This window comes from Achromobacter sp. 01N37, assembly GCF_056399725.1.
Map to the genome: position 1 here is coordinate 1 of NZ_JBFTRX010000030.1, position 22,488 is coordinate 22,488.

The following is a 22,488-nucleotide window of genomic DNA, read 5'->3' on the forward strand; positions in this document are numbered from 1 at the left end:
TATCGAGAACTTCTACAACACCCGGCGGCTGCACTCTACGCTGGGCTATCTGACGCCGGCTGCCTATGAAGCCAGCCAGCGTCCAAAAAACACCTATCGACGTGTCCACTAAAACTTGACCACCACAGGCCGCGCGGGCGGCCTTGTGGGGCTTACGCGGTGTCTTGCGTCGGGGTGGTGTCGCTTCGCGAGGCCGATGCGTGCCGCGCGTAACCCATCAACCCTTGTCCCGTGACTTCATCATGCAATTTTCCCCCGCCATTCCCATCCTTCGCATTTTCTCCGTCGACAAGGCGCGCGAGTTCTATCTGGACTTTCTTGGCTTTGAATGGGATTGGGAACATCGCTTTGAAGCGGGCTTCCCGTTGTACGCGCAGGTGCATCGCGGCGATTTGATTTTGCATCTGTCCGAACATCACGGCGATGCCACGCCCGGGTCCGCTGTGTTTGTGCGGATGCAAGGCGTGGACGCGTATCACGCGGAAGTCTCGGCCAAACAATACGGGTATATGCGGCCGGGCGTCGAAGACTTGCCATGGGGGCGGGTGATGGCGGTTACCGATCCGTTTGGCAACCGCCTGAGCTTTTGCGAAAGTCAGGACTAGACCCTCGCCTTTCTTTGCGCACTACATCTTTGCGCGCTACATCTTGCAGTCGGCGGCGTGCACGTCGGTGTGGTCGCGGGCCAGCACTTTCAGGTTTTTGTACACGAGCTTGCCGTCTGGGCCGGCTTCGATGTGCAGCAGGTACCAGTCCTGAATGGGATGGTTGTTGGGGCCGAATTTGAATTTGCCGCGGACGCTGGCGAAGTCGGCTTTGCGTAGCGCAGCGCGGAAGTCGTCGGGGCGGCCGGTGATGTCGCCGTTGACGGCTTTCAGGGCTGAGGCGATCAGGTTGGCGGTGTCGTAGGCCTGGGCGGCGTAGGCGGTGGGCGGGCGCTTGTAGGCTTGCGTGAAGGCGTCGACGAAGTGTTTGTTTTGCGCGTTGTCCAGGTCGGCGCTCCACAGTGAACTCAGGTAGAAGCCTTTGCTTGCCGTACCGGTTGCGGCGAGCATGCGGTCGTCCATGGAGTAGATCGGGGTGATCATTTTGATCTTGTCCGACAGGCCGGAATTGGCGAATTGCTTGGTCAGGTTGATGCCCGCGCCGCCCGGATGGAACTGGAAGATGGCGTCGGGGTTCAGCGAGCGGATGCGGGCGAGTTCTACCGAGAAGTCGGATTGGTCGAGCTTGGTGTAGATCTCTTCGGCAATGTCGCCTTTGTAGGCGCGCTTGAAGCCGGCGACGGCGTCGCGGCCGGCCTGGTAGTTGGGCGCCATGACGACGACGCGTTTGACGCCCAGTTCGTTGGCGGCGATGCCGGCGGTGTCGGCGTAGGAGTCGTTCTGGAAGGCGACGGCGAAGTAGTTCGGGTTGCAGGCCTTGCCGGCGTAGTTGGAGGGGCCGGCGTTCAGGCTGACGTAGAAGCCGCCTGCGTTCAGCACCGTGGGGCCAACGGCCGCCATGACGTTCGAAAAGTTGACGCCTGTGAACAGCCGCACGCCATCCTGCACCATCTTGTCGGCGGTCTGCTTGGCGTTGGCGGGCTTGAGCGCGTCGTCTTCAACGCGCACGTTGACCGGTACGCCACCCAGCTTTCCGCCGCCTTCCTTCACGGCCAGCATGAAAGCATCGCGCTCGTCTTCGCCGATGTAGCCGGCGGGCGTGGAGAGCGTGCCGATGAAGCCGATGTCCAGCGGTTTCGCCTGCGCGCCGGCCACGGATGCCACGAGCGCGAGCGCGATGGCGGCGGTGCCGCGTAAGGTGATGCTTGTCATGGTTGTCTCCTCATTTGCGCTTGTTTAGTGCGCTTGTTTAGTGCGCTTTTTTAGCGTGCGGTTCGTTGCGCCTGTTCCGTGCGCTTGTTCCGGGCGCTTGTCTTCTGCGCTGTTATGGTGCCGCGAGGCAGTGCTCTACCTTCCAGCCGTACAGCCACTGCAATGCGTCGTAAAACTGGGACTGGCTGCGGCCCGTCCACAGCATGTTGCGCACGGTGCGTTCAACGCCTCGTGCGTGATAGAGCCTGCCCATTTCGCGTGTTGACCACACCACGCGCGCGCTGCGCGGAATGCGCACCGATTCATACAGTCGGAACGCGGCTTCTAGATCGTGTTCGCATTGGCGGACGGCTTCGCCCAGCGTGACGGCGTCTTCCAGCGCCATGCAGGCGCCTTGGGCCATGTATTGCGTCATCGGATGCGCGGCGTCGCCCAGCAGAGTGACGCGGCCTTCGCCCCAGTGGTCGACGGGTTCGCGGTCGGCGGTGGCCCAGCGTTTCCACGAGGTCGGGCGGTCCAGCATTTGATGCGGGCGCGGGTGTATGCCTTCGAAGTACGACAGCACTTCTTCCTTGCTGCCTTCGCGCACGCCCCATTCTTCTTGTTCGCGGCTGTGGAAGGTGACGACCAAGTTGTATTGCTGGCCGCCGCGCAAGGGGTAATGCACCAGGTGGCAGTGCGGGCCGGCCCACAGCACGGGGGCGTTGATGCGCAGTTCGTCGGGCATGTTGTCGCGTTCGACGACGGCGCGGTAGACCACGTGGCCGGTCACGCGCGCGGGGTCGCCCACGGTGCGTTCGCGGATCACGGATTTGACGCCATCCGCGCCCACCACGGCGTCCGCGCGGTAGCGGTTGCCGTCGGTGTCCACCACTTCCACGCCGTGCGCGTCCTGCGACATGCTGGCGATCTGGGTCGACGTGCGAAAGCGGATCAGCGGGTTCTGCTGCACGGCTTCCAGAATGGACAGGTGGATGTCGGCGCGGTGAATCACGGCATACGGCCCGCCAAAGCGCGTGCGGAACGCGTCGCCCGTGTCGATGCGCACGACTTCTTTGGCGTCCACCGCGTCCATCATGATGATGTGGTCGGTGAAGACGGCACGCGTGCGCGCCGTCTGGCCCACGCCCAGCGCGTCCAACGCCGCAAATGCGTTGGGCCCCAGTTGAATGCCGGCGCCGATTTCGCCGATGTGCGCGGCTTGCTCTAGCAGTTGCACGGCGATGCCTTGTCTTGTCAGCGCCAGCGCGGCGGCCAGCCCGCCGATGCCGCCGCCCACCACGATGACGGATCGCGCCGCCTGCGTTGCCGTTGTTGATGTGTTCATGTTTGCTTCCTGCATGCCATCAGCCTTGCCCGCCCAGGAAGGCGCCTTGTGCTGTCAGCTGCGCCTGCAAGGCGGCAATGGAAATGTCGGCCGGTGCGAGACCTGCGCGCAACGCCATCGCCGCCGCCGTGCCGGCCGCCTCGCCCATGACAAAGCAGCTGCCGCTGACGCGCGCGGCCGATTGGCCTTCGTGCGTCATGGACGCGCAGCGGCCCGCCACCAGCACGTTGCTGGCGACACCCGGCCCGCGCTTGGGCACCATCATGCGAAAGGGCAGCTGGTTGTAGCCGCGCGATTCGGGAATGGGCGGCCACATCCATTGCACGTCGCCCGCCGTGTGCATTTCCAGCGGCCAGCCGTTCACGCCGATGCTGTCGTCGAAGTTGGCGCAGCCCAATACGTCTTCCTTGGTCAGCACCGCTTCGCCCACGATGCGGCGCGTTTCGCGTATGCCCAGTTGCGGCGCGATGTCCAGCACATAGGCGTTTTCAAAGCCCGGCACCTTGGCGCGCAAGAAGCTCAAGTACTGCACGATTTGGCGGCGGCCTTCGAGTTCGCCCGCGGACAGCGAACCGGCATCGGTGCCGTCCGCCGCGCTGCCGTCGGCATTGGCCAGCTGCGTAACGTTGACGCGCCATTCGTAGTCGTGCTTTTGCGGACGCACGATGGCGCCCCGGCGCGGAAACGTGAACTCGCCGCTGGCGGCGGCTTCGTCCATCAATAGCGGGATGGTCTTCCAGGCTTCCTGCGCGCGCGCGCCGTCCACGTTGCCGACTTTGAACATCAGCGTGGGGTAGAGCATGTGGCCGTGTTCGTCGCCTTTTTCAAACGGCAGGCCGCCCCATTGCGCGATGTCGGCGTCGCCCGAGCAGTCGATGAAGACCTTTGCGCGCACGGCGCAGCGCCCGGATTTCGTTTCCAGGAACAAGGCGTCGACGCGGCCTTCGGCGTCGCGTGTCAGGCCGGTCGCCAGGGCGTGGAACAGGACGTGTGCGCCGCTGTCTTGCACCAGGCCGTCGGCGGCGCATTTGAACGCCGAGATGTCGTAGGCCTGTGCGTGGATCTTGCCCAGTATCAGGTGCGGATCGTTCAGCCCGTCCATGGCGCGCATGCGGTCCAGCAGATCGTTGGTCATCCCGTGCACCACTTGCTGGATGCTGCCGTGGATGTTGGCGTGCAGCCCGCAGAAGTTGGACACGCCCGCGGCGGTGCCCATGCCGCCCAGGAAGCCGTAGCGCTCCACGAGCAGCACGCGCGCGCCGTTGCGGGCGGCGCTGGTGGCGGCCAGGATGCCGGCGGGGCCGCCGCCCAGCACCACAACGTCATATTCCCCGTACAGCGGGACTTGGCGGGCGGGTTCGGTAATGACCATCAGATTCTCCTTGCGTGTGATGCGTGTCACTGGCCCTTGATGCCCAGCTTCTTGATCAGGGGTTCCCAGCGCGTGAGCTCGTCATCCATATAGGTGCGGAATTCGGCAGGCGTGCTGGCCACCGGGTCCATGAACTGCGCTTGCAGACGCTTGGCCACTTCCGGGTCGCGTATCGCCTGGATCAGCGCATCGGACAGCTTCTTTTGAATATCGGCCGGCACCTTCGACGACACCACGAAACCGATCCACGCCGAGCCTTCAATGCCCGGCACGCCCACTTCAGCCAAGGTCGGAATCTGGGGCAGCAGCGCCGAACGCTTGGACGACGTGACGGCCAGCGCCTTCAGGCGGCCATCCTTCACCATCGGCATGACGGCAATGGGCGGCAGCGCGGCGAATTGGGTGTCGCCCGACAGCAGTGACGTCAGCGCGGCGGGTGACGACGGATACGGCACATGCGTTGCGCGCGCGCCAATCTGTTGCAGCAGCAGCTCCACCGCCAGATGCGACACGGTGCCCGCGCCCGGTGACGGGAAGTTGTACTTGTCCGGATTCTTCTTCAGCGCTTCCAGCAGTTGGCCCACGTTGTCGATACCGGCCGAAGCGGGCACAACCAGCACGTTGGGCTGATGCACGGCCAGCGTCAGTGGCGACAGATCGGTGGCGGGCGCATAGGGCAGCTTGTCGAACAGCAGCGTGTTGTTCACCAGTGGGCCGGTGATGGACACGCCAAACGTGTAGCCGTCGGGCTTAGCGTTGGCGATGGCGAAGGTGCCGATGTTGCCGCTTGCGCCCGGCTTGTTTTCGATGACGATGGTCTGGCCCAGGATGGCGCCGGCCTTCTCGCCAACGATGCGCGCGACCTGATCGGGGCTGGAGCCGGGGCCAAAAGGCACGATGGCTTTGAGCGGTTGCGCGGGCCAGGTGTCGGCGGCCTGCGCTGCCGTCCAGGGCGTCAGTGCAGCCAGCCCCAGCAGCATGGCGGCAGCCATGGCGGGCGCGATGCGAAAGTGCGTCGGCGGCAAAAACTTAAGCATGCGTGTCTCCCACATCTTTCATGGTGTCGAAATAGGTTTGCTCATTGGCGATGAAGGCGGCGACCATTGCGCGGTAGGTGGCGTCCACCACCTGTTCCAGGTTCGCAAAGCCGGCGTTGTGGCGCGTGGCCAGCGCGCGGGCCTTGTCGAACACCTGCGCCTGGCGCGCGGGTGCACTTACCTGGAATGCATCGCGCTTGAAGCGCGCGGCGTCCTTCACATACATGGCGCGTTCAGCGATCAGGCGCACGATCTCGTCGTCGAGCCGGTCGATGTTGGCGCGTACGTCAGCCAGGTTGGCGCACAAGGGGCGATAGGCGGGGTCGGTGTATGCGCGCAGCGGCGCGCCGTGGGTGTCGGGCTCTTGCGGGGGAGTCGGCGTCGTCATGAGGTGTAGTCGGGTTGTTGCGCGGGCGCGGCCTGCTGGAACGCGGGCTGCGCATTGCAGTGTTCAAAAATGCGCAGGATGCGCGGGTAGGCGGACACATCGCAGCCCATGCGCTGCGCGTTGGCCACTTGCGGCACCAGGCAGCAATCAGCCAGCGTGGGCGCGTCGCCAAAGCAGTACGCGCCGTGTCCGTGCCGAGCCAGCAACGCTTCAACGGCCGTCAGCCCTTCCTTGATCCAGTGGTGATACCAGGCATTTTTTTGTTCATCGCTTGCGCCCAGCACGTCTTGCAGATAGCGCAGGATGCGCATGTTGTTAACGGGGTGGATGTCGCAGGAGATGGCGTCCGACAGTTCCAGCACGCGTGCGCGCGCCAACGTGTCAGCGGGAATCAGGCGCGGTTCGGGGTGCGTTGCGTCCAGGTAGTCGATGATGGCAAGCGACTGCGACAGCTGCACGCCGTCATCAATCAGCAGCGGTACGCCCGCCGACGGATTCTTCGCCACATAATCGGCCGCGCGTTGTTCCTGCTTGCGCAGATTCACCGGCAGATAGTCGTAAGACAAGCCCTTGAGCGCCAGCGCGATGCGCACGCGATACGACGTCGAGCTGTTGAAGAAGCTATGAAGTTGCATGGGGGCTTCCTGTAAGGGTCAAACCATCTGCACGTTGAGGGTGCCCAGGCCGTCGACGCCGCCTGTCATCTTGTCGCCGCGCACCACGGGGCCCACGCCTTCGGGCGTGCCGGTGTAGATCAGGTCGCCCGCTTCCAGACGGAAGTATTTGGACAGGTAGGCGATGGTTTCGGAGACGGACCAGATCAGCTTGCCGATGTCGCTGCGCTGTTTGTCGGCGCCGTTGACTTGCAGCCAGATGGCGGCCTGGTTGATGTTGCGCACGGCTTCGGCAGGATGCAGCGGGCCGATGGGCGCACTTTGGTCGAAGGCTTTGCCCAGTTCCCACGGGCGGCCCGCTTCGCGCATCTTCATCTGCAAGTCGCGCCGCGTCATGTCCAGGCCGACGGCGTAGCCCCACACGTGTTGCAGCGCGTCGCCCACTGCGATGTTGGCGCCGCCTTTGCCGATGGCCGCGACCAGTTCAATTTCGTAATGCAGGTTGGCGGTCTCGGGCGGGTAGGGCAGTTCCAGCGTGTGGCCATCGGCAACCGGCACGACGGCGTCGGCGGGCTTGCAGAAAAAGAACGGCGGTTCGCGGTCAGGGTCGAAGCCCATCTCGCGCGCATGCGCGGCGTAGTTGCGGCCCACGCAGTACACGCGGCGCACCGGGAAGACGTCCTGGCTGCCGGCAACAGGCACGGCGACAGGGGCGGGGGGAGCAAACACAAAAGACATGGATCACCCTTGGAGGGAAACTGCGGGAAGCAATGAGGAAAGCGCGGAGGAAAGCAATGAGGAAAGCAATGAGGAAAGCAATGAGGAAAGCGCGGAGGAAAGCGCAGCGGTAAGCGAACGGGGCAGCGTGGATCAGCCGACGCGTTCTTCGCGCCACACGCCCAGTGCGTCTTGCACGGGGCGGTCGGAATAGCTGAACAGGGTGACGTCATCCAGCGCGGCCAATTGCACGGGCAGCCACGACGGCGCCACGAAGACGTCGCGCGGGCCGAAGTGGAATTCCTGGTCGCCGATGCGGGCGGTGCCGCGGCCTTCCACCACGCTGTAAACCGTGGAGTCGGTGCTGCGGTACGTCTTGCCTTGAAAGCCCGCTGGCAGCAGCTGCATGAAGGTCGCCATCGTGGGCATGGGGTACCCTCCCGTGGCCGGGTTCAGGTAGCGCAGTTTCACGCCGTCCCAGGGGTCGAGTTCGCCGTGGCGGTACAGCGCGTCCAGCGCTTCGCGGCTGCGTTCGTAGGGGTAGTTGAAGATGGGCGACGTGCCGCTGCTGGTCTGGTGACGCACGGGCGCCATGTTGTTGCCGTAGCGCGCCATGCTGTCGCCTTCGGGGCGGGTGACGGGTTGGGTCGCGTGCGGATAGTTTTCGGCGAAGCCGGCATCCAGGAAGCGCAACAGCGGGATGTCCAGCCCATCCAGCCAGACGACGGGCTCGCCGCCTTCGGTGGTTTCGGCGTTGCCGTGGTCGTGCCACGTCCAGGACGGCGTGATGATGAAGTCGCCCGGATGCATGGTGGTGCGTTCGCCGTTGACGGCGGTGTACGCGCCGCGGCCTTCCACGATGAAGCGCAACGCCGATTGTGTGTGGCGGTGGCTGGGCGCGATTTCGCCGGGCAGGATCAGTTGCAGTCCGGCATACAGGCTTTGCGTGATGCTGGCTTGTCCGGGCAGGCCGGGGTTTTCCAGGATCAGCACGCGGCGCACGGCTTCTTCGGCGGTGATAAGCGAGCCAGACGCCATGACGTCGTCGCGCACGTCGTCGTACTTCCAGAGCGCGGGCACGCAGCGCGGGGCGGGCTGGCGGGGAACCAGGTTGTGCAGGGACTCCCACAGGGGAGCCATGTTTTTCTTGGCGATGCGGGCGTAGTAGGCGGCGCGATCGGCGCTGCGATCCGATGGGCGGTCGGACGCTTGATGGGCGGCGGGGGCGGCGGCAGGAATGGCTGCGCTATCCGCGCGGCCGCTGTGGCTGTCGGGCATGGTTGTCTCCAGTATGTCCGGCTGATGCCGGCTTCTACGGGTGGCCGCCGCGTGGTTCGCGGCTGGTCTCGATATGGAGACGATTATGCGCAGAGCAGCTATGTGTTTTGAAATGAAATTATCTTATTATCCATACGAATAACGATATACATACGAGACAAATCCCCCCAAGACGAGGGCCTGCATGGACTGGACCCACCGCCTGCGGCTGCGCAATCTGAAGATGCTGTTGAGTCTGGCGCAGACCCGCAACATCAGCCATTCCGCCGCAATGCTCAATACGACGCAGCCCGGCTTGTCGAAGTGGCTGAAAGACCTGGAAGACGACATCGGGCTGCCGCTCTTCGAACGCCACGCGCGCGGGCTGCGGCCCACGCCGCATGGCGATGTGTTGATTGCGCATGCGCAGCGCATGGAGGCGCAGCTGGATCGCGCCAGCGCCGACATGGCTGCGCTGCGCGAAGGCGGCGGCGGGCGTGTAGTGATCGGCGCGTCTGGTGCGTCGGCGTCCGACACGGTGCCGTTGGCGGTGATGAAGCTGCTGGAACGCATGCCGCAAGCGCGCGTGAAGCTGGTGGAAGGCACGACGGACCGCTTGCTGGCGCAGTTGGCGCAGGGCGACCTGGACATCGTGGTGGGCCGTTCGGCGCCCGAGCATCACGACCCCGCCATCCGCTTTGAAGCCTTGTATCTGGAACCGATTCATCTGGTGGCGCGTCCGCGTCATCCGCTGTTTTCCATTGAGCAACCCAGTTGGCAGGATCTGTTGTCGTACCGATGGATTCTGTGGCCCAAGGGCACGCCGATCCGTAACGCGGTGGACGCGGCGCTGGCGGCGGCGGGGCAGTCGCCGCCCGTGGATCACGTGGAGTCGAATTCGGTGACGATCAACCTTACGCTGATCAACAACAGCGACATGATCGGCGTGGCGTCGCATCGCGCGGCGTTGCGGTTTTCGCAGATGCGGGCGATGCAGATCATTCCGGTGCGGCTGTCAGGCTTCGGGTCCGTGGCGATGTATTGGCGTGAAGACGCGTTCCGGCCGATGGCGGTGCAAGAGGCCATGGCGGCGTTGCGCAATACCGTGGCGGAACATGCGCCGGGTGTGACGAGGTTGTGATGCCATCTTCCCGCTCCGGCCTGAATGCGTTGATTGCGCAGTGCCGCAGGGTGGAGGCTGCGCTGGCGGAAGGCAAGCGCCCGGCAGAGTCCGCGGCCATGCATCGGTTCGTGGCGGAAATGGATGCGCGCGATACGCCGCCGGGGATGTGGTCGCCGCTGGCGTTGTCGGTGCTGGTGATGACGGGCGGGCTGGGAGTGGGGATTGAAGTGCTGAGCCTGCTGCTGCGGGTTGCCGGGTCGGCATGGGCGGCGTTTGCGCTGGTGGCGGTGTGCGCGGGAACGGCGCTGGCGTTGTCGATTGGAGTCGTAATGCTGATGGCGGGACGGTCAGCGGGGTTGGTTGTGGTGAAGCGGCTGGCGATTGGGTTGGTGACGGTGGGCGCGTTGGGGGTGATCGCGTGGACGCWGGGCGATGTGAGGGCGGTGGGGCCGGTGGTGGCGTTGCTGGGCGGGTTGGGGGCGTGGTTGGTGGCGAATAGTTCGGGGTTTTATGTGTTTGTGGGGTATCGGGTGGCGCGGAGGTGGTTGGAGGGGGGGAGGTAGGGGGCGGGTATGGCTGTGGGTGTGGCTGTGGTTGCGGCTGAGGTTGCGGTTGCGGTTGCGGTTGCGTGTGGGGGTGGGTGTGCTAGTGACGCCCGTTGCGTCGGCGGCCTGCGGGGCGCGGGGCAACGATTGCGGTCCGGAGCCTTCGCTCCGGACTTGCCTAGGCGGCCCCCCCCATCGTCATCGTCGTTGTCGCCTTCGGCGACTGCCTTCCGATTCCCTCGGGCTTATCGACGCCCCGCGCCCCGCAGGCCGCCGACGCAACGGACTCGGTCAGTTGCAATCTCATAGCAGCGGGGGCGAACGGGTTTCTTAGGGTGCTCACCACGGGGGGTGGGTGATGGAAGATCTTGCGGGGCCCGCTCCATGCCGGCCGCGCAGGCGGCCTTGTGGAGCTTACGCGTGGGGGTGCGGCGTGAGGGTGTGCGCTTCGCGTGTGGATGCGCTGCTTGGAGGGAGAAGTCAGACTGCGAATTTTATTTTGGAGTCAGACTGCATTTCTTTGGTGGCCACCGTTTCGTAATTCTGGTGTCAGACTGCAATTTCGTGCTGCTGGAGTCTGCTGCTGGAATCAGACTGCAATTTCAAAAATGCAGTCTGACTCCAGCACAATCAGCACACTACTCCAACACACGCTATCAACGCACCGGTCCTACTTGGCGGCTACCGTTTCGGGCGGGACGGGGTTTTCCCAGCCGCCGCCGATGGCGCGGATCAGTTCTACGGCTGATCTTGCTTGCTCGCCGCTCAATTGCACGGCTACGCGTTGTTGCAAGAGGACGCTGCGGTCGGCTTCGATGACGTCCAGGTAGCTGATCGAACCTTCGCGATACTGCGTGTGGGACAGCTTGGCGGCGCGGGCCGAGGCGTCGACGGCGGCGTCTTGGGCCTTGGTCTGATCGGACAGGATGCGCAGGTTGGCCAGGTTGTCTTCGACTTCGCGGAACGCGTTCAGGACGGTTTGGCGGTAGACGGCGACGTCTTCTTCGTAGACGGCGCGGGCGCGGTCCAGGCCGGCTTGGCGGCGGCCGCCGTCGAAGATGGGCATCGACAGCGCGGCGCCGACGAGCGGGCCGAGCAGGAACGTGCGGCTGGACCACTGGAACAGGTTGCCCAGGTCAGACGACTCGTAGCCGAAGGCGCCGGTGATGTCCAGGCGTGGGAAGAACGCGGACTTGGCGGCGCCGACCCGGGCGTTGGCGGCGGCCATGGCGCGTTCGGCGGCGGCGATGTCGGGGCGGCGTTCCAGCAAGGTCGACGGCAAGCCGGCGGGGATCGACAAGGCGACCTTCTGGATGGGCTGCGGCGGCATCGTGAAGTCGGACGGGGCGCGGCCCAGCAGCACGGCCAGCGCGTGTTCAGACGCGGCGCGGCGGCGGTCGATGCCTAGGGCTTCCGATTGCGCGGATGCGAGTTCAGCCTTGGCGCGCGCCAGGTCCAGTTCGCTGATGTCGCCGGCGTCGTAGCGACGCTGGATCAGTTGCAAGGTGTCGGTGCGCAGCTTGACTGTTTGGCGGTAGAGCTGCGATTCGGCGTCTTGTTCGCGGACCAGGAAGTACGTGGTGGCCACGTCTGCCTGCAAGGCCAGCAGCACCGAACGGTACAGCGCTTCGCTTTGCTGGGCGTCAGCGGTGGCGGCGTCTGCGGTGGAGGCCACGCGGCCGAACAGGTCGGCTTCATACGACACCGCGCCTTGCGCGCGCCACGTCGTGACCGGCGAGGTGGAGGTGCCGTCGGGCAGCCCTTGCGATACGGCCGACGGGCGTTGGCGGTTGGGGCCGAAGGCGGCGTCCAGCGTGGGGAAGAAGCCGGCGCGGGCTTCGCGTTGCAGCGCGCGGGATTGCGCCAGGCGGGCGGCGGCGGCTTGCAGGTTCTGGTTGGCCTGTTGCGCTTCGTCTTCCAGCTGGTTCAGGCCCTCGTCGCCGAACACCTTCCACCAGGCGCCGCGCAGCGCGTCTTCCGACGGCTCGGCGGGCTTCCAGGTGCCGGCTTCAGCGGCGGGTAGCGCGGCTTCCTTGAATGCCGCGGGCGCGGCGGCAGACGGCTTTTCGTAGGTGGGGCCCACCGCGCAGCCGGCCAGCACGAGCAGGACGGCAAGCAGGGCGGAACCGCGGGTCAGTCTTTGGATCATGATGAATTCTCTTTGGCGCGCGTCCCGCCGGGTGGGGCGGGACGCGCTGGCTTCTCTTTTTTTCTGCCGGCTTTATGCGTGAGTCTGCGTGGCGGGCGGCGCGTTCGTGTCGATGTGCGGGGCGCACTCCGGCGCTTCATGCGGGGCCGCCGAGTGCAGCGGCTTGCCGCCCAGCGAACGCAGCAGCACGTAGAACACCGGCGTCAGGAACAGGCCGAACAAGGTCACGCCCAGCATCCCGAAGAACACGGCAACCCCCATCGCGTGGCGCATTTCCGAACCGGCGCCAGACGACAGCACCAGCGGCACCACGCCCATGATGAACGCGATGGACGTCATCAAGATCGGGCGCAGACGCAGGCGGCTGGCTTCGATGGCGGCTTCCAGCGGCGTGCGGCCGCTCATCTCCAGCTCTCTTGCGAACTCCACGATCAGAATCGCGTTCTTCGCCGACAAGCCCACCAGCACCATCAAGCCGATCTGCGTGAAGATGTTGTTGTCGTTGCCCGTCAGGTAGACGCCCGTCAGGGCGGCCAGGATGCTCATCGGCACGATCAGGATCACGGCCAACGGCAGGGTCAGGCTTTCGTACAACGCGGCCAGCACCAGGAACACCAGCAGCACGCTGATCGGGAACACCCACAAGCCGGCATTGCCCGCCAGAATTTGCTGATACGTCAGGTCAGTCCATTCGAACTTCACGCCACGCGGCAGCGTTTCGGCGGCGACGCGTTCGGCTGCGGCTTGCGCCTGGTCAGACGAGTAGCCGGGCGCCGGGCCGCCGTTGATGTCGGCGGCGGTGTAGCCGTTGTAGCGCACCACCATTTCGGGGCCGAACGTTTGCTTCACCGTCACCAGCGACGACAACGGCACCATGTCGCCCGCGGCGTTGCGGGTCTTCAGTTGCAGGATGTCGTCGGCGTGGGCGCGGAACGGCGCATCGGCTTGGGCGCGCACCTGGAACACGCGGCCAAAGCGGTTGAAGTCGTTCACGTACATTGAGCCCAGATAGATCTGCATGGTGTCGAACACTTCCGTCACCGGCACACCCAGCTGCTTGGCCTTCACGCGGTCCAGGTCCACATCCAGCTGCGGCACGTTGATTTCGTAGCTGGAGAACGCGGGGCCGAGCTCAGGCGTTTGGCGCGCCTTTTCCAGGAAGGCCTGCTTGGCCTTGTCCAGTTCGGCGTAGCCCAGCGCGGCGCGGTCTTCCAGTTGCAGCTTGAAGCCGCCGAGCGTGCCCAAACCCATCACAGGCGGGGGCGGGAACACGGCAATGAACGACTCCGGGATGGCCGCAAACTTCTGGTTCAGCGATGCGGCAATGGCGTTGCCCGACAGTTCAGCGCCCTTGCGTTCTTCAAAGGGCTTGAGCGTCACGAACACGATGCCGGCGCTGGAGCTGTTGGTAAAGCCGTTGATCGACAGGCCGGGGAAGGCGATGGCGGATTGCACGCCGGGTTCCTTCAGGGCGATGTCGCTCATGCGGCGGATCACGGCTTCCGTGCGGTCCAGCGACGCGCCGTTGGGCAACTGCGTGAAGCCGATCAGGTACTGCTTGTCTTGCGCCGGCACAAAGCCGCCTGGCACCAGGTACGACACGCCGATGGTGGCGGCCACCAGCACCGCGTACACGCCCATCGCGCCGGCCTTGCGGCGGATCACGCCGGACACGCCCGTGCCATAGGACTCGGACGCGCGGCCAAACATGTTGTTGAACCAGTTGAAGAAGCGGCCGAAGACACGGTTCATGCCACGGGTCAGCCAGTCTTGCTTGTCGTGATGGCTTTTCAGCAGCAGGGCCGACAGCGCGGGCGACAGGGTCAGCGAGTTAAAGGCCGAGATCACCGTCGAGATGGCGATGGTCATGGCGAACTGCTTGTAGAACTGGCCGGTCAGGCCCGTCATGAACGCCAGCGGGACGAACACGGCGCACAAGGTCAGCGCAATAGCGATGATGGGGCCGCTGACTTCGCGCATGGCGCGGTAGGTGGCGTCGCGTGGACTTAAGCCCGCCGCGATATTGCGTTCGACGTTTTCCACCACCACGATGGCGTCGTCCACCACAATCCCGATGGCAAGCACCATCCCGAACAGCGACAAGGCGTTGATCGAATAGCCAAACACCAGCAGCAGCGCGAACGTGCCCACGATGGAGACCGGCACGGCCAAGAGCGGGATGATCGACGCGCGCCACGTTTGCAGGAACAGAATCACCACCAGCACGACCAGCGCGATGGCTTCCAGCAGCGTGTGCACCACGGCTTCGATACTGGAACGCACGAATTGCGTGGGGTCGTATTCGATGCGGTATTCCACGCCCGGCGGGAAGTCTTGCGCCAGCTCGGTCATGGCGGCGCGCACCTTGGACGACACGTCCAACGCGTTTGCGCCCGGCGATTGCATGATGCCCATGCCGACTGCCTGCTTGTTGTCCAGCAGCGAACGCAGGCCGTATTCCTGTGCATCCAATTCCACGCGGGCAACGTCGGACAAGTGCGTCACGGCGCCGTCGGGCGAGGTCTTCAGGATGATGTCGCGGAATTCCTCTTCGCTTTGCAGACGGCCGCGAGCGTTCACGTTCAGCTGCAACGGCACATCGCCTTGCGTGGGCGACGCGCCGATCACGCCGGCGGCCACTTGCACGTTCTGTTCGCGGATGGCGGCGACCACTTCAGACGCGGTCATGCCGCGCTGCGCCACCTTTTGCGGGTCAAGCCACACGCGCATCGAGTAGTTGCCCGACCCCCACACCGTTACTTCGCCCACGCCGGTGATGCGGGCCAGACGATCCTTGACGTTCAGGATGGCGTAGTTGCGCAGGTAGGTGATGTCGTAGCGGTCGTTCGGCGAGATCAAGTGCACGACCAGCGTCAGCGTGGGCGAGCTTTTTGCCGTGGTCACGCCCAGGCGCTGCACGTCCGGCGGCAGGCGCGGCAGCGCTTGCGACACGCGGTTCTGCACCAGCTGCTGCGCCTTGTCCGGGTCCACGCCCAGCTTGAAGTTGACCGTCAGCGTCAGGTTGCCGTCGCTGTTGGCCTGCGACTGCATGTACAGCATGTCTTCGACGCCGTTGATGGATTCTTCCAGCGGCGACGCGACGGTCTCGGCGATGACCTTGGGGTTGGCGCCCGGGTACTGCGCGCGCACCACCACCGATGGCGGCACGACTTCCGGGTATTCGGAAATGGGCAGCTGGAACATGGCCAGAAGGCCGGCCAGCAGCACCAGGATGGACAGCACGCCGGCAAAAATCGGCCGGTCGATGAAGAACTTTGAGATATTCATGAACGTTCTCTGTAGACGCGCGGGCCTTACTTCAGTTGGGCCGCGGCGGTCTGGACCGGGGCGCTCTTGGCGGCGACCATGGGGACGACGGTCGGGGCGACGGCGTCGCCGGGGCGGATGCGTTGCAGGCCGTTGACGACGATGCGTTCACCGGCGGCCAGTCCGGAATCCACGACGCGCAGGCCTTCCTGGTTGGCGCCCAGCTTCACTTGGCGATAGACGGCGTGGTTCTTGTCGTCCAGCACCAGCACGTAGCGCTTGTCCTGGTCGGTGCCGATGGCTTTTTCATCGATCAGCACGGCAGAACGCGGGTCGCTGCCGCCCAGGCGGACGCGGGCGTACAGGCCGGGCAAGAGCGAGCCGTCGGCGTTGTCGAACTCGGCGCGCACGCGGATCGTGCCGGACGTTGCATCCAGGCGGTTGTCCACCGATTGCACGAAGCCCGTGCGCGAGTAGCCGTCTTCGTTCGCCAGACCCAGCTCAACGGGCACCGAGCCAGCCTTGCCATTGCGGGCGGGGTTCACGTAGCGCAGGAAGGTTTGTTCGTCCACGTCGAACGATGCGTACATCTTCGACACCGACACCAGCGTCGTCAGCGGCACCGAACCGGCGCCGGCTGCGACGACGTTGCCCACGGTGACTTCAGCGCGCGAGACGCGGCCGGCCACCGGCGCTTCGATGCGGGTGTAGCCCAGGTTCAGCTTCGCGTAGTCCAGCGCGGCTTGCGCGCCTTGCAGGTTGGCGGCGGCTTCGCGCGCGGCGTTCTGCTTTTCTTCGAAGTCGCGGCGGGCGATGGCGTTGTCCGTGAGCAGGCGCTGGCCGCGGGCCAGGTCCGCGGCGGTGTACGACGCGCGGGCCTTGGCTGCCGTCAGGGCGGCCGCGGCGCGGTCGACTTCGGCCGCGTAGGGGCGCGGGTCGATGGTGAAGAGCACGTCGCCCTTCTTGACGATGGTGCCGTCCTGGAAGTGCACTTGCGTCAGCGTGCCAGAGACCAGCGGGCGGATGTCGACGCGGTCAATCGCTTCCAGGCGGCCGGAATAGCGCTGCCAATCCACGATGGTCTTGGTGACGACTTCGGCCACTTCGACGGGCGTGGCGGCCGGGGCGCCCTGGGCCATGGCGACATTGCCGCCGGCCGGGCCGCGGGTGAGGGCGTAGCCGCCTCCGGCCGCGAGCACGGCGGCAAAGACGACGAACATAGCAATACGATTACGCGAAACCATGATGTTTCCTTGAGGGGTATAGGAGCGAAAGCGCGCTTGTTTGGGCCTGGGGCGGAGGCGGCTGCGGCGGTCCGTGGCATGGCAGTCCTTAGCGTCCGTTTGCATATGCTTATGCTGCGGTGCAACATCAAGCGGAGTTGCGAGTCCTGGTCAGAGCGCTTTGGCGAAGCGGCTCTGCGGGGACGGAAGCTGAGGGTTGACATGCCCTGTGGGGTCGCCGGGAGGCAAGGGCACTTCAAGATGGTTTGCATTCTGAGTGTTTTGTGGGGCCGGATAAACCTGTCTATTCCGGCAACACTGTTCGGCGGGAATGACTAATCAGCGCCGAAATCGGGTTATGCTCCGTTCACCCCGACTTTTTTGCCTAAAGGACACCGCCGCCATGGACCGTTTTCAGGCTATGCAGGTGTTTGTGCGCGTCGTGGACGCCAATAGCTTCACCCGGGCGGCCGACAGCCTCTCGCTTCCGCGCACCACCGTCACCACCATCATTCAGAACCTCGAACGCCTGCTGGGCGTGCGCCTGCTCAATCGCACCACGCGCCGTATCGGCCTGACGCCCGACGGCGCGGGCTATTACCAGCACTGCGTGCGCATTCTTGCCGACGTCGAGGAAACCGAGGCCTGCTTCCAGGAAGCGGCCCTGCGCTTGAAGGGCCGGCTGCGCATCGACGTGCCGACCTGCATCGGGCGCCTGATCCTGATTCCTTCATTGTGTGATTTCCACGACAAATACCCCGACGTCGAGCTGGTGCTGGGCTTGGGCGACCGCCCTGTGGATATGGTGCAAGAGGCCGTCGACTGCGTCATCCGCGGGGGTGAGCTGGAAGATTCCAGCCTGGTCGCGCGCCGAATTGGCACCCTGCAAACCGTGACCTGCGCGTCGCCCACGTATGTGGCGCGCTACGGCATGCCGCAAACCATCGAGTCGTTGCGCGACCACCACGCCGTGCATTACTTCATGAGCCGCACAGGCCGCAACTGCGCCTGGGACTTCAAGGTGGATGGCAAGCACCAGGAAGTGGACATGAAGGGCACGGTCGCCGTGAACGAGGCCGGCGCGTATCTGGATTGCGGGTTGAAGGGCTTTGGCCTGATCCAGGTGGCGCGCTATATGGCATTGCCGCATCTGCAATCGGGCGAGCTGATCGAAATTCTGCCGCAGTGGAAACCCAGTTCAACGCCGATTTCGGTGCTGTACCCGCAAAGCCGGCAGTTGTCGCCCAAGGTGCGTGCGTTTACGGACTGGGTGGCGGAATTGTTCGCCGGTTGCCCGCTGCTGAGCGGCCGCGACGAAACCGATCCGTCGGCGGCAAGCTGCGGCGTGTACCAGCGCCAGCTGGGCATGCCCAGCGCGATGACGATGGCGCAACCGCAACCCGAACCCGCCCTGATCCAGACCGCGCCCCAGCGCCGCCGCAGCCCGCGTGAAGAGGCGGCGGAGTACGCGCTGTAAGAATCGCGCGTGGCGCGTGGCGGGCCTGCGCGTCCGCCACGCCGTCAAAACACGGGAAACCCCGTAGTAAATACAGGGCTTGCGTCCCTCGTATTTTATGAAACGTCTGTATAGTCCGACAGTCAAAGCCTACAACGCCCTTACTGTCGATCCGCTCTATGCAGCCTGTTCTACCCGCTTACCTGATCGCCCGTTGGCTGCTGCTGCTTGTCTTGTTGGCAGGGGTTTACTTCCTTAGCGGCTTCCTCGTTCCCGCCCTGGCGGCGCTCATTATTGGTCTGGCCAGCTGGCCCTTGTACCAGCGCCTGGTCGTGCGCTGCGGCGGCCGCACCGCAATTGCGGCGTCGTTGGCGCTGCTGATGGTCATCGTCGTACTGATCGTGCCGCTCACGCTGGCGCTGTCTTACGCCATCAAGGAAGCCAGCACCTTCTTCGCCTGGGCCATCGCGGCCAACCGCCACGGCGTGGCGGTGCCGAACTGGATCACGTCCATGCCCGCCGTGGGCGAACGGCTGGGGCAGTACTGGGAATCCTATATAGGCCAGCCCCATGCCTTGGGCGCGCTGGTCGAAGCCGTCAGCGGTGAACATCTGGGCAACATCTACCGCATGGTGCTGGCGGCCACGGGCAATGTGTTCCAGCTGCTGCTGACCGTGCTGTTCATGCTGATCACGCTGTTCTTTGTCTATAAGGACGGCATCCGCATGGTGGCTCAGCTGGACGTGCTGGGCGAACGCATTCTGCCGGCGCGCTGGCAGCGCTTTTCGCGCGTGGTGCCGGCCACCATCAATTCCACCGTAACCGGTATGGGCCTGATCGCGCTGGGCGAAGGCTTTGTGCTGGGTGTCGCGTACTGGGTGGCGGGCGTGCCGTCGCCCGTGCTGCTGGGCGTGGTCACGGGTTTCATGGCGCTGATCCCCGGCGGCGCGCCGCTGTCATTCACGCTGGTGTCGCTGTACCTGGTGGGTTCCGGCCATGTGGTTGCTGGTATCGCGCTGATGGTGTGGGGCAGCGTTGAACTCTTTATCGTCGACAAGACCCTGCGCCCGCGCTTGGTGGGAGGCCCTGTCAAACTGCCTTTCCTGCCGACCTTCTTCGGCTTGGTGGGCGGCGTGAAAACCATGGGGATCGTCGGCTTGTTCGTGGGCCCGGTGCTGATGGCGTTGCTGGTGGCGGTGTGGCGCGAATGGGTGCACCACGAAGTGACGGAGCGCGATGCGGCGCGCTTGCATCCGCCCGTGCCGGTTCCCGTGCCTGCGCCCATAGAAAAAACACCCTCCGCCTGACGCGGCCACGCCCGGCGCAGACGATGCTTTTGGTAATCTAGCCATCCCCGCGTATACCGGCGCCTGACCGGTACGCGCCTGCCCCGCACGCAGACGCTTCGCAACCGCCGCGGGGTGTGAGGATTGAGATGTCCGGGTTACTGCCTGATGATCAGATAGCGGTCCTGCGCGAGCAGGGGTTTGTGGTGGCGCGCCAGTTCGTGCCCGCAGAACAAGTCGCCGCGCTGCGCGCGCTGGCCGAGCGCCACTTGCAAGAGCATGTGGCGCCCATTGAATACGAAGCCGACCTGCGCTACCCCGGCGCACCCGAGTCCCGCACCGCTGAAGGCGGCCTGACGGTACGCCGCCTGCTAAGCGCCTACGCCCGCGACCCGCTGTTTGCGCAATGGGCAACCGACCCGCGCATTGCCCAATGGCTGGCCCGCTACTTCGGCGAACCCGCGGTGCTGTCCACCGTGCACCACAACTGCGTGATGACCAAGCACCCCGCCTATGGCAGCCTGACGGGCTGGCACCAGGACATCCGCTACTGGTCGTTTTCAGACACGGATCTGGTGTCCTGTTGGCTGGCCTTGGGGCCGGAAACCCGCAACAACGGCGGCCTGTCGTTCATTCCGGGCTCGCACGCGGCAGCCTTCACGCCCGACCAATTCGACGACAAGAAATTCTTTCGCGACGACGCGCCGCAAAACGCCGAGTGGATTGCCCGCGCGGTCTGCCCTGACCTTGAGGCGGGCGACGTGGTGTTCTTCCATTGCCGCACGCTGCACGCCGCGCAAGGCAACCGCAGCGACCGCGTGAAATTGTCGGTCGTGCACACGTATCACCCGCAGTCCTGCCACCCGATTCCCGATACGCGTTCGGCATCGCAACCCGGGGTGCCATTGGCATAAAGTCATTGTTATTCGATATTAATAATTGAATTACAATTAAATTAAGCGCAATACGCGAGGCCGGGCCGGCAAATCCCGCCTCGCGTTGATTCTTGCGTGGCATCCCTAGAACTCAATAGGCTGGTCTCTGTGCGCAAAACAACTATCGACGACACGGAAAAACCGCAGGCGACGACCGGGACCCGGTCGTCGCTGTTTGTCGGTTCCACTGAAAAAGCCTTTCAGGTGCTGCACGCGTTCGACGGTTCGAAACGCCACATGACGCTGGCCGATATCGCACGCGCCTCGGGCCTGGACCGCAGCGCCACGCAACGCCTGGTCTACACGCTGGAAACGCTGGGCTATCTGCGCCGCATCCCCGACACGCGCAACTACGGCCTGACGCCGAAGGTGCTGCAATTCTCGTACAACTATGTGCGCGCGAATGAGCTGATCGACAAGGCGTCGCCGTATCTGCTGGACATCAGCCGGACGTTGGGTGAGACGACCAATCTGCAAGAACTGGACGGCCACGAGATCGTGTTCGTGGCGCGCTTTCCGGGCCACCATCTGGTGAACGTGGACATCGCGGTAGGCAGCCGCCTGCCGGCGTTCTTCACGGCATCGGGTACGGCGATTCTGTCCCGCCTGTCTGACGAACACCGCCGCGAGATCCTGGCGCAGACGCGCCTGGAAGCGATTACGCCGTACACGGAAGTGAACCCGGAGAAGCTGCTGGACCGCGTGCAACGCGTGGCGGAAAAGGGCTACGCGATCATCGTGAACGAAACGGTGCTGGGGGATATTTCGGTGGCGGCGCCGGTCACGGATCATCGCGGTTTTGCGGTGGCGGCGATCAATATTTCTGTGCCGACGACGCGGTGGACGGTGGCTAAGGTGGAAGCAGAACTGGCGCCGCATGTGCAGGTGGCAGCCACGTCGATTTCCAAGTCGAAGTTTTCGGGGTATTCGAGGTAGGGGACTGGGGGGCGTTCGGCTTCGGGGGGCGTTCGGCTTCGGGGGGCGGTTGATGGTCTTCGAGGGCGGTCGTTGAACTTTGTAGGTCGCCCGTCGTCGCAGTGGCCCTGACTGCGCGCGCCCACGATTGCGGTCCGGAGCCTTCGCTCCGGACTGCCCCGTTGTCATCTTCGTCCAGGCCTTTGGCCTTCCCTTCAGATTCCCTCGGGCGCATCGAGGTTGCGCGCAGTCAGGGCCACCGCGCCGACGGGCTGCTGCCGTCTTGGGCCGTTGCGCTGCTAGGGTGTGCCTTAGTCACGAGTGCTGCGGGGCCCGCCGAGTGGCGGCCGCGCGGGCGGCCTTACTCGGCATACGCATTGGTGGGCGTTTGCGCGGTAGTCGCTTTCGCGAATGTGCAGAGCGGTTTTCTGATGCTCGCGCCGCAGGTTTTTTGGGGGGTAAAGGGTGGCGCGCAGCGCGCACTGTCTTGCGCATGCCAACTCGTTGCGCGCCACGCACCGGGGTTTAAGTGGCGGTCATCATGCGACGGACGATGAGGGGTGTTGTGTAGCGTGCATCGGTGCTCGCGCAGAGCGTCACTCACGTCAGCCATCCTACGAAGCGCTGGCGATGTTCGCATTAATGCAGTCAGACTGCATTTCCTAAAAAGAACCAGCGCACTGTTGCAATTAAAAATGCAGTCTGACTGCATTTTTAAGGGCTTCAAGTCACGAAGAAGAGCTCGAACATCGCTGCCACACGCGAAGCGAACAGCGCGACGACGTACCACTACGCGTAAGCTCCAAAAGGCCGCCCGCGCGGCCGGCCTGGAGCGGGCCCCGCAAGATCTTCCACCACCAAAAATTCGTGGCGAGAACCCTACGAAAACGATTCGTCCCAGCTGACGTGAGATTGCAACTTCCAGAGCCCGTGGGGTCGGGGGCCTGGGGTGCGCGGGGCGTCGATAAGCCCGAGGGAATCTGAAGGGAAGGCCGAAGGCCTGGACGAAGATGACGACGGGGCAGTCCGGAGCGAAGGCTCCGGACCGCAATCGTTGCCC

General features: G+C 64.6%; 18 protein-coding genes. 7 read left to right on the top strand and 11 right to left on the bottom strand.

Annotated elements, in window-relative coordinates; genetic code table 11:
• Window positions 1-242 precede the first annotated feature (242 nt).
• A complete protein-coding gene (locus AC1DSJ_RS29925) occupies window positions 243-605 on the top strand; it encodes a glyoxalase superfamily protein (protein WP_441372749.1) in 363 nt (120 codons plus the stop codon).
• A 36-nt stretch (window positions 606-641) separates the two neighbouring features.
• On the opposite strand, the gene AC1DSJ_RS29930 is transcribed toward AC1DSJ_RS29925, so the two are convergent.
• The 8 genes from AC1DSJ_RS29930 to gtdA form a co-directional block, all read right to left on the bottom strand.
• Window positions 642-1,817, bottom strand: a complete 1,176-nt coding sequence (locus tag AC1DSJ_RS29930) for an ABC transporter substrate-binding protein (protein ID WP_054427068.1) — start codon at window positions 1,815-1,817, stop codon at window positions 642-644.
• Window positions 1,818-1,929: 112 nt separating this feature from the next.
• Window positions 1,930-3,144, bottom strand: coding sequence for a 3-hydroxybenzoate 6-monooxygenase (locus AC1DSJ_RS29935; RefSeq protein ID WP_441372750.1), 1,215 nt, complete (start codon window positions 3,142-3,144; stop codon window positions 1,930-1,932).
• Window positions 3,145-3,163: 19 nt separating this feature from the next.
• Window positions 3,164-4,516 (bottom strand): FAD-dependent oxidoreductase, encoded by a 1,353-nt coding sequence (locus AC1DSJ_RS29940; protein WP_342068015.1) that lies wholly within the window; start codon window positions 4,514-4,516, stop codon window positions 3,164-3,166.
• Window positions 4,517-4,542: 26 nt separating this feature from the next.
• The gene (locus AC1DSJ_RS29945; protein ID WP_420865349.1) at window positions 4,543-5,508 is read right to left on the bottom strand and encodes a Bug family tripartite tricarboxylate transporter substrate binding protein; all 966 of its coding nucleotides are present in this window, start codon (window positions 5,506-5,508) and stop codon (window positions 4,543-4,545) included.
• A 37-nt stretch (window positions 5,509-5,545) separates the two neighbouring features.
• Window positions 5,546-5,941 (bottom strand): chorismate mutase, encoded by a 396-nt coding sequence (locus tag AC1DSJ_RS29950; protein WP_054427072.1) that lies wholly within the window; start codon window positions 5,939-5,941, stop codon window positions 5,546-5,548.
• Window positions 5,938-6,576 (bottom strand): maleylacetoacetate isomerase, encoded by a 639-nt coding sequence (maiA, locus tag AC1DSJ_RS29955; RefSeq protein WP_342068013.1) that lies wholly within the window; start codon window positions 6,574-6,576, stop codon window positions 5,938-5,940. The genes AC1DSJ_RS29950 and maiA overlap by 4 nt, the downstream gene beginning before the upstream one ends.
• A gap of 18 nt (window positions 6,577-6,594) precedes the next feature.
• Window positions 6,595-7,293: a fumarylacetoacetate hydrolase family protein gene (locus tag AC1DSJ_RS29960; RefSeq protein ID WP_441372751.1), complete on the bottom strand. Its 699-nt coding sequence runs from the start codon at window positions 7,291-7,293 to the stop codon at window positions 6,595-6,597.
• Window positions 7,294-7,425: 132 nt separating this feature from the next.
• The gene (gene gtdA / locus AC1DSJ_RS29965; protein ID WP_441372752.1) at window positions 7,426-8,550 is read right to left on the bottom strand and encodes a gentisate 1,2-dioxygenase; all 1,125 of its coding nucleotides are present in this window, start codon (window positions 8,548-8,550) and stop codon (window positions 7,426-7,428) included.
• Between the two features lie 184 nt (window positions 8,551-8,734).
• Between gtdA and AC1DSJ_RS29970 the strand changes: the two genes are divergently transcribed.
• Together AC1DSJ_RS29970 and AC1DSJ_RS29975 are read left to right on the top strand one after the other, a co-directional pair.
• On the top strand, window positions 8,735-9,670 hold the full coding sequence (locus tag AC1DSJ_RS29970) for a LysR substrate-binding domain-containing protein (protein ID WP_054427075.1): 936 nt from the start codon (window positions 8,735-8,737) through the stop codon (window positions 9,668-9,670).
• Window positions 9,670-10,215, top strand: coding sequence for a hypothetical protein (locus tag AC1DSJ_RS29975; RefSeq protein WP_476760460.1), 546 nt, complete (start codon window positions 9,670-9,672; stop codon window positions 10,213-10,215). The genes AC1DSJ_RS29970 and AC1DSJ_RS29975 overlap by 1 nt, the downstream gene beginning before the upstream one ends.
• A 652-nt stretch (window positions 10,216-10,867) precedes the next feature.
• Here the strand turns inward: AC1DSJ_RS29975 and AC1DSJ_RS29980 are convergent.
• From AC1DSJ_RS29980 to AC1DSJ_RS29990, 3 genes are all read right to left on the bottom strand, one after another.
• On the bottom strand, window positions 10,868-12,346 hold the full coding sequence (locus AC1DSJ_RS29980; RefSeq protein WP_054427077.1) for an efflux transporter outer membrane subunit: 1,479 nt from the start codon (window positions 12,344-12,346) through the stop codon (window positions 10,868-10,870).
• A gap of 72 nt (window positions 12,347-12,418) precedes the next feature.
• Window positions 12,419-15,634 carry an efflux RND transporter permease subunit gene (locus tag AC1DSJ_RS29985; RefSeq protein WP_175171532.1) on the bottom strand — a complete coding sequence of 1,072 codons (3,216 nt, stop codon included), beginning with the start codon at window positions 15,632-15,634 and terminating at the stop codon, window positions 12,419-12,421.
• A 26-nt stretch (window positions 15,635-15,660) separates the two neighbouring features.
• On the bottom strand, window positions 15,661-16,857 hold the full coding sequence (locus tag AC1DSJ_RS29990) for an efflux RND transporter periplasmic adaptor subunit (protein ID WP_441372753.1): 1,197 nt from the start codon (window positions 16,855-16,857) through the stop codon (window positions 15,661-15,663).
• A gap of 382 nt (window positions 16,858-17,239) precedes the next feature.
• Between AC1DSJ_RS29990 and AC1DSJ_RS29995 the strand changes: the two genes are divergently transcribed.
• From AC1DSJ_RS29995 to AC1DSJ_RS30010, 4 genes are all read left to right on the top strand, one after another.
• Window positions 17,240-18,313, top strand: coding sequence for a LysR family transcriptional regulator (locus AC1DSJ_RS29995; RefSeq protein ID WP_054427080.1), 1,074 nt, complete (start codon window positions 17,240-17,242; stop codon window positions 18,311-18,313).
• A gap of 158 nt (window positions 18,314-18,471) precedes the next feature.
• Window positions 18,472-19,599, top strand: coding sequence for an AI-2E family transporter (locus AC1DSJ_RS30000; protein ID WP_175171531.1), 1,128 nt, complete (start codon window positions 18,472-18,474; stop codon window positions 19,597-19,599).
• A 128-nt stretch (window positions 19,600-19,727) separates the two neighbouring features.
• Window positions 19,728-20,492 (top strand): phytanoyl-CoA dioxygenase family protein, encoded by a 765-nt coding sequence (locus AC1DSJ_RS30005; protein WP_054427082.1) that lies wholly within the window; start codon window positions 19,728-19,730, stop codon window positions 20,490-20,492.
• A 129-nt stretch (window positions 20,493-20,621) separates the two neighbouring features.
• Entirely contained in the window at window positions 20,622-21,449 is an 828-nt protein-coding gene (locus tag AC1DSJ_RS30010; protein WP_346553525.1) for an IclR family transcriptional regulator, read from the top strand.
• The last annotated feature ends 1,039 nt before the right edge of the window (window positions 21,450-22,488 follow it).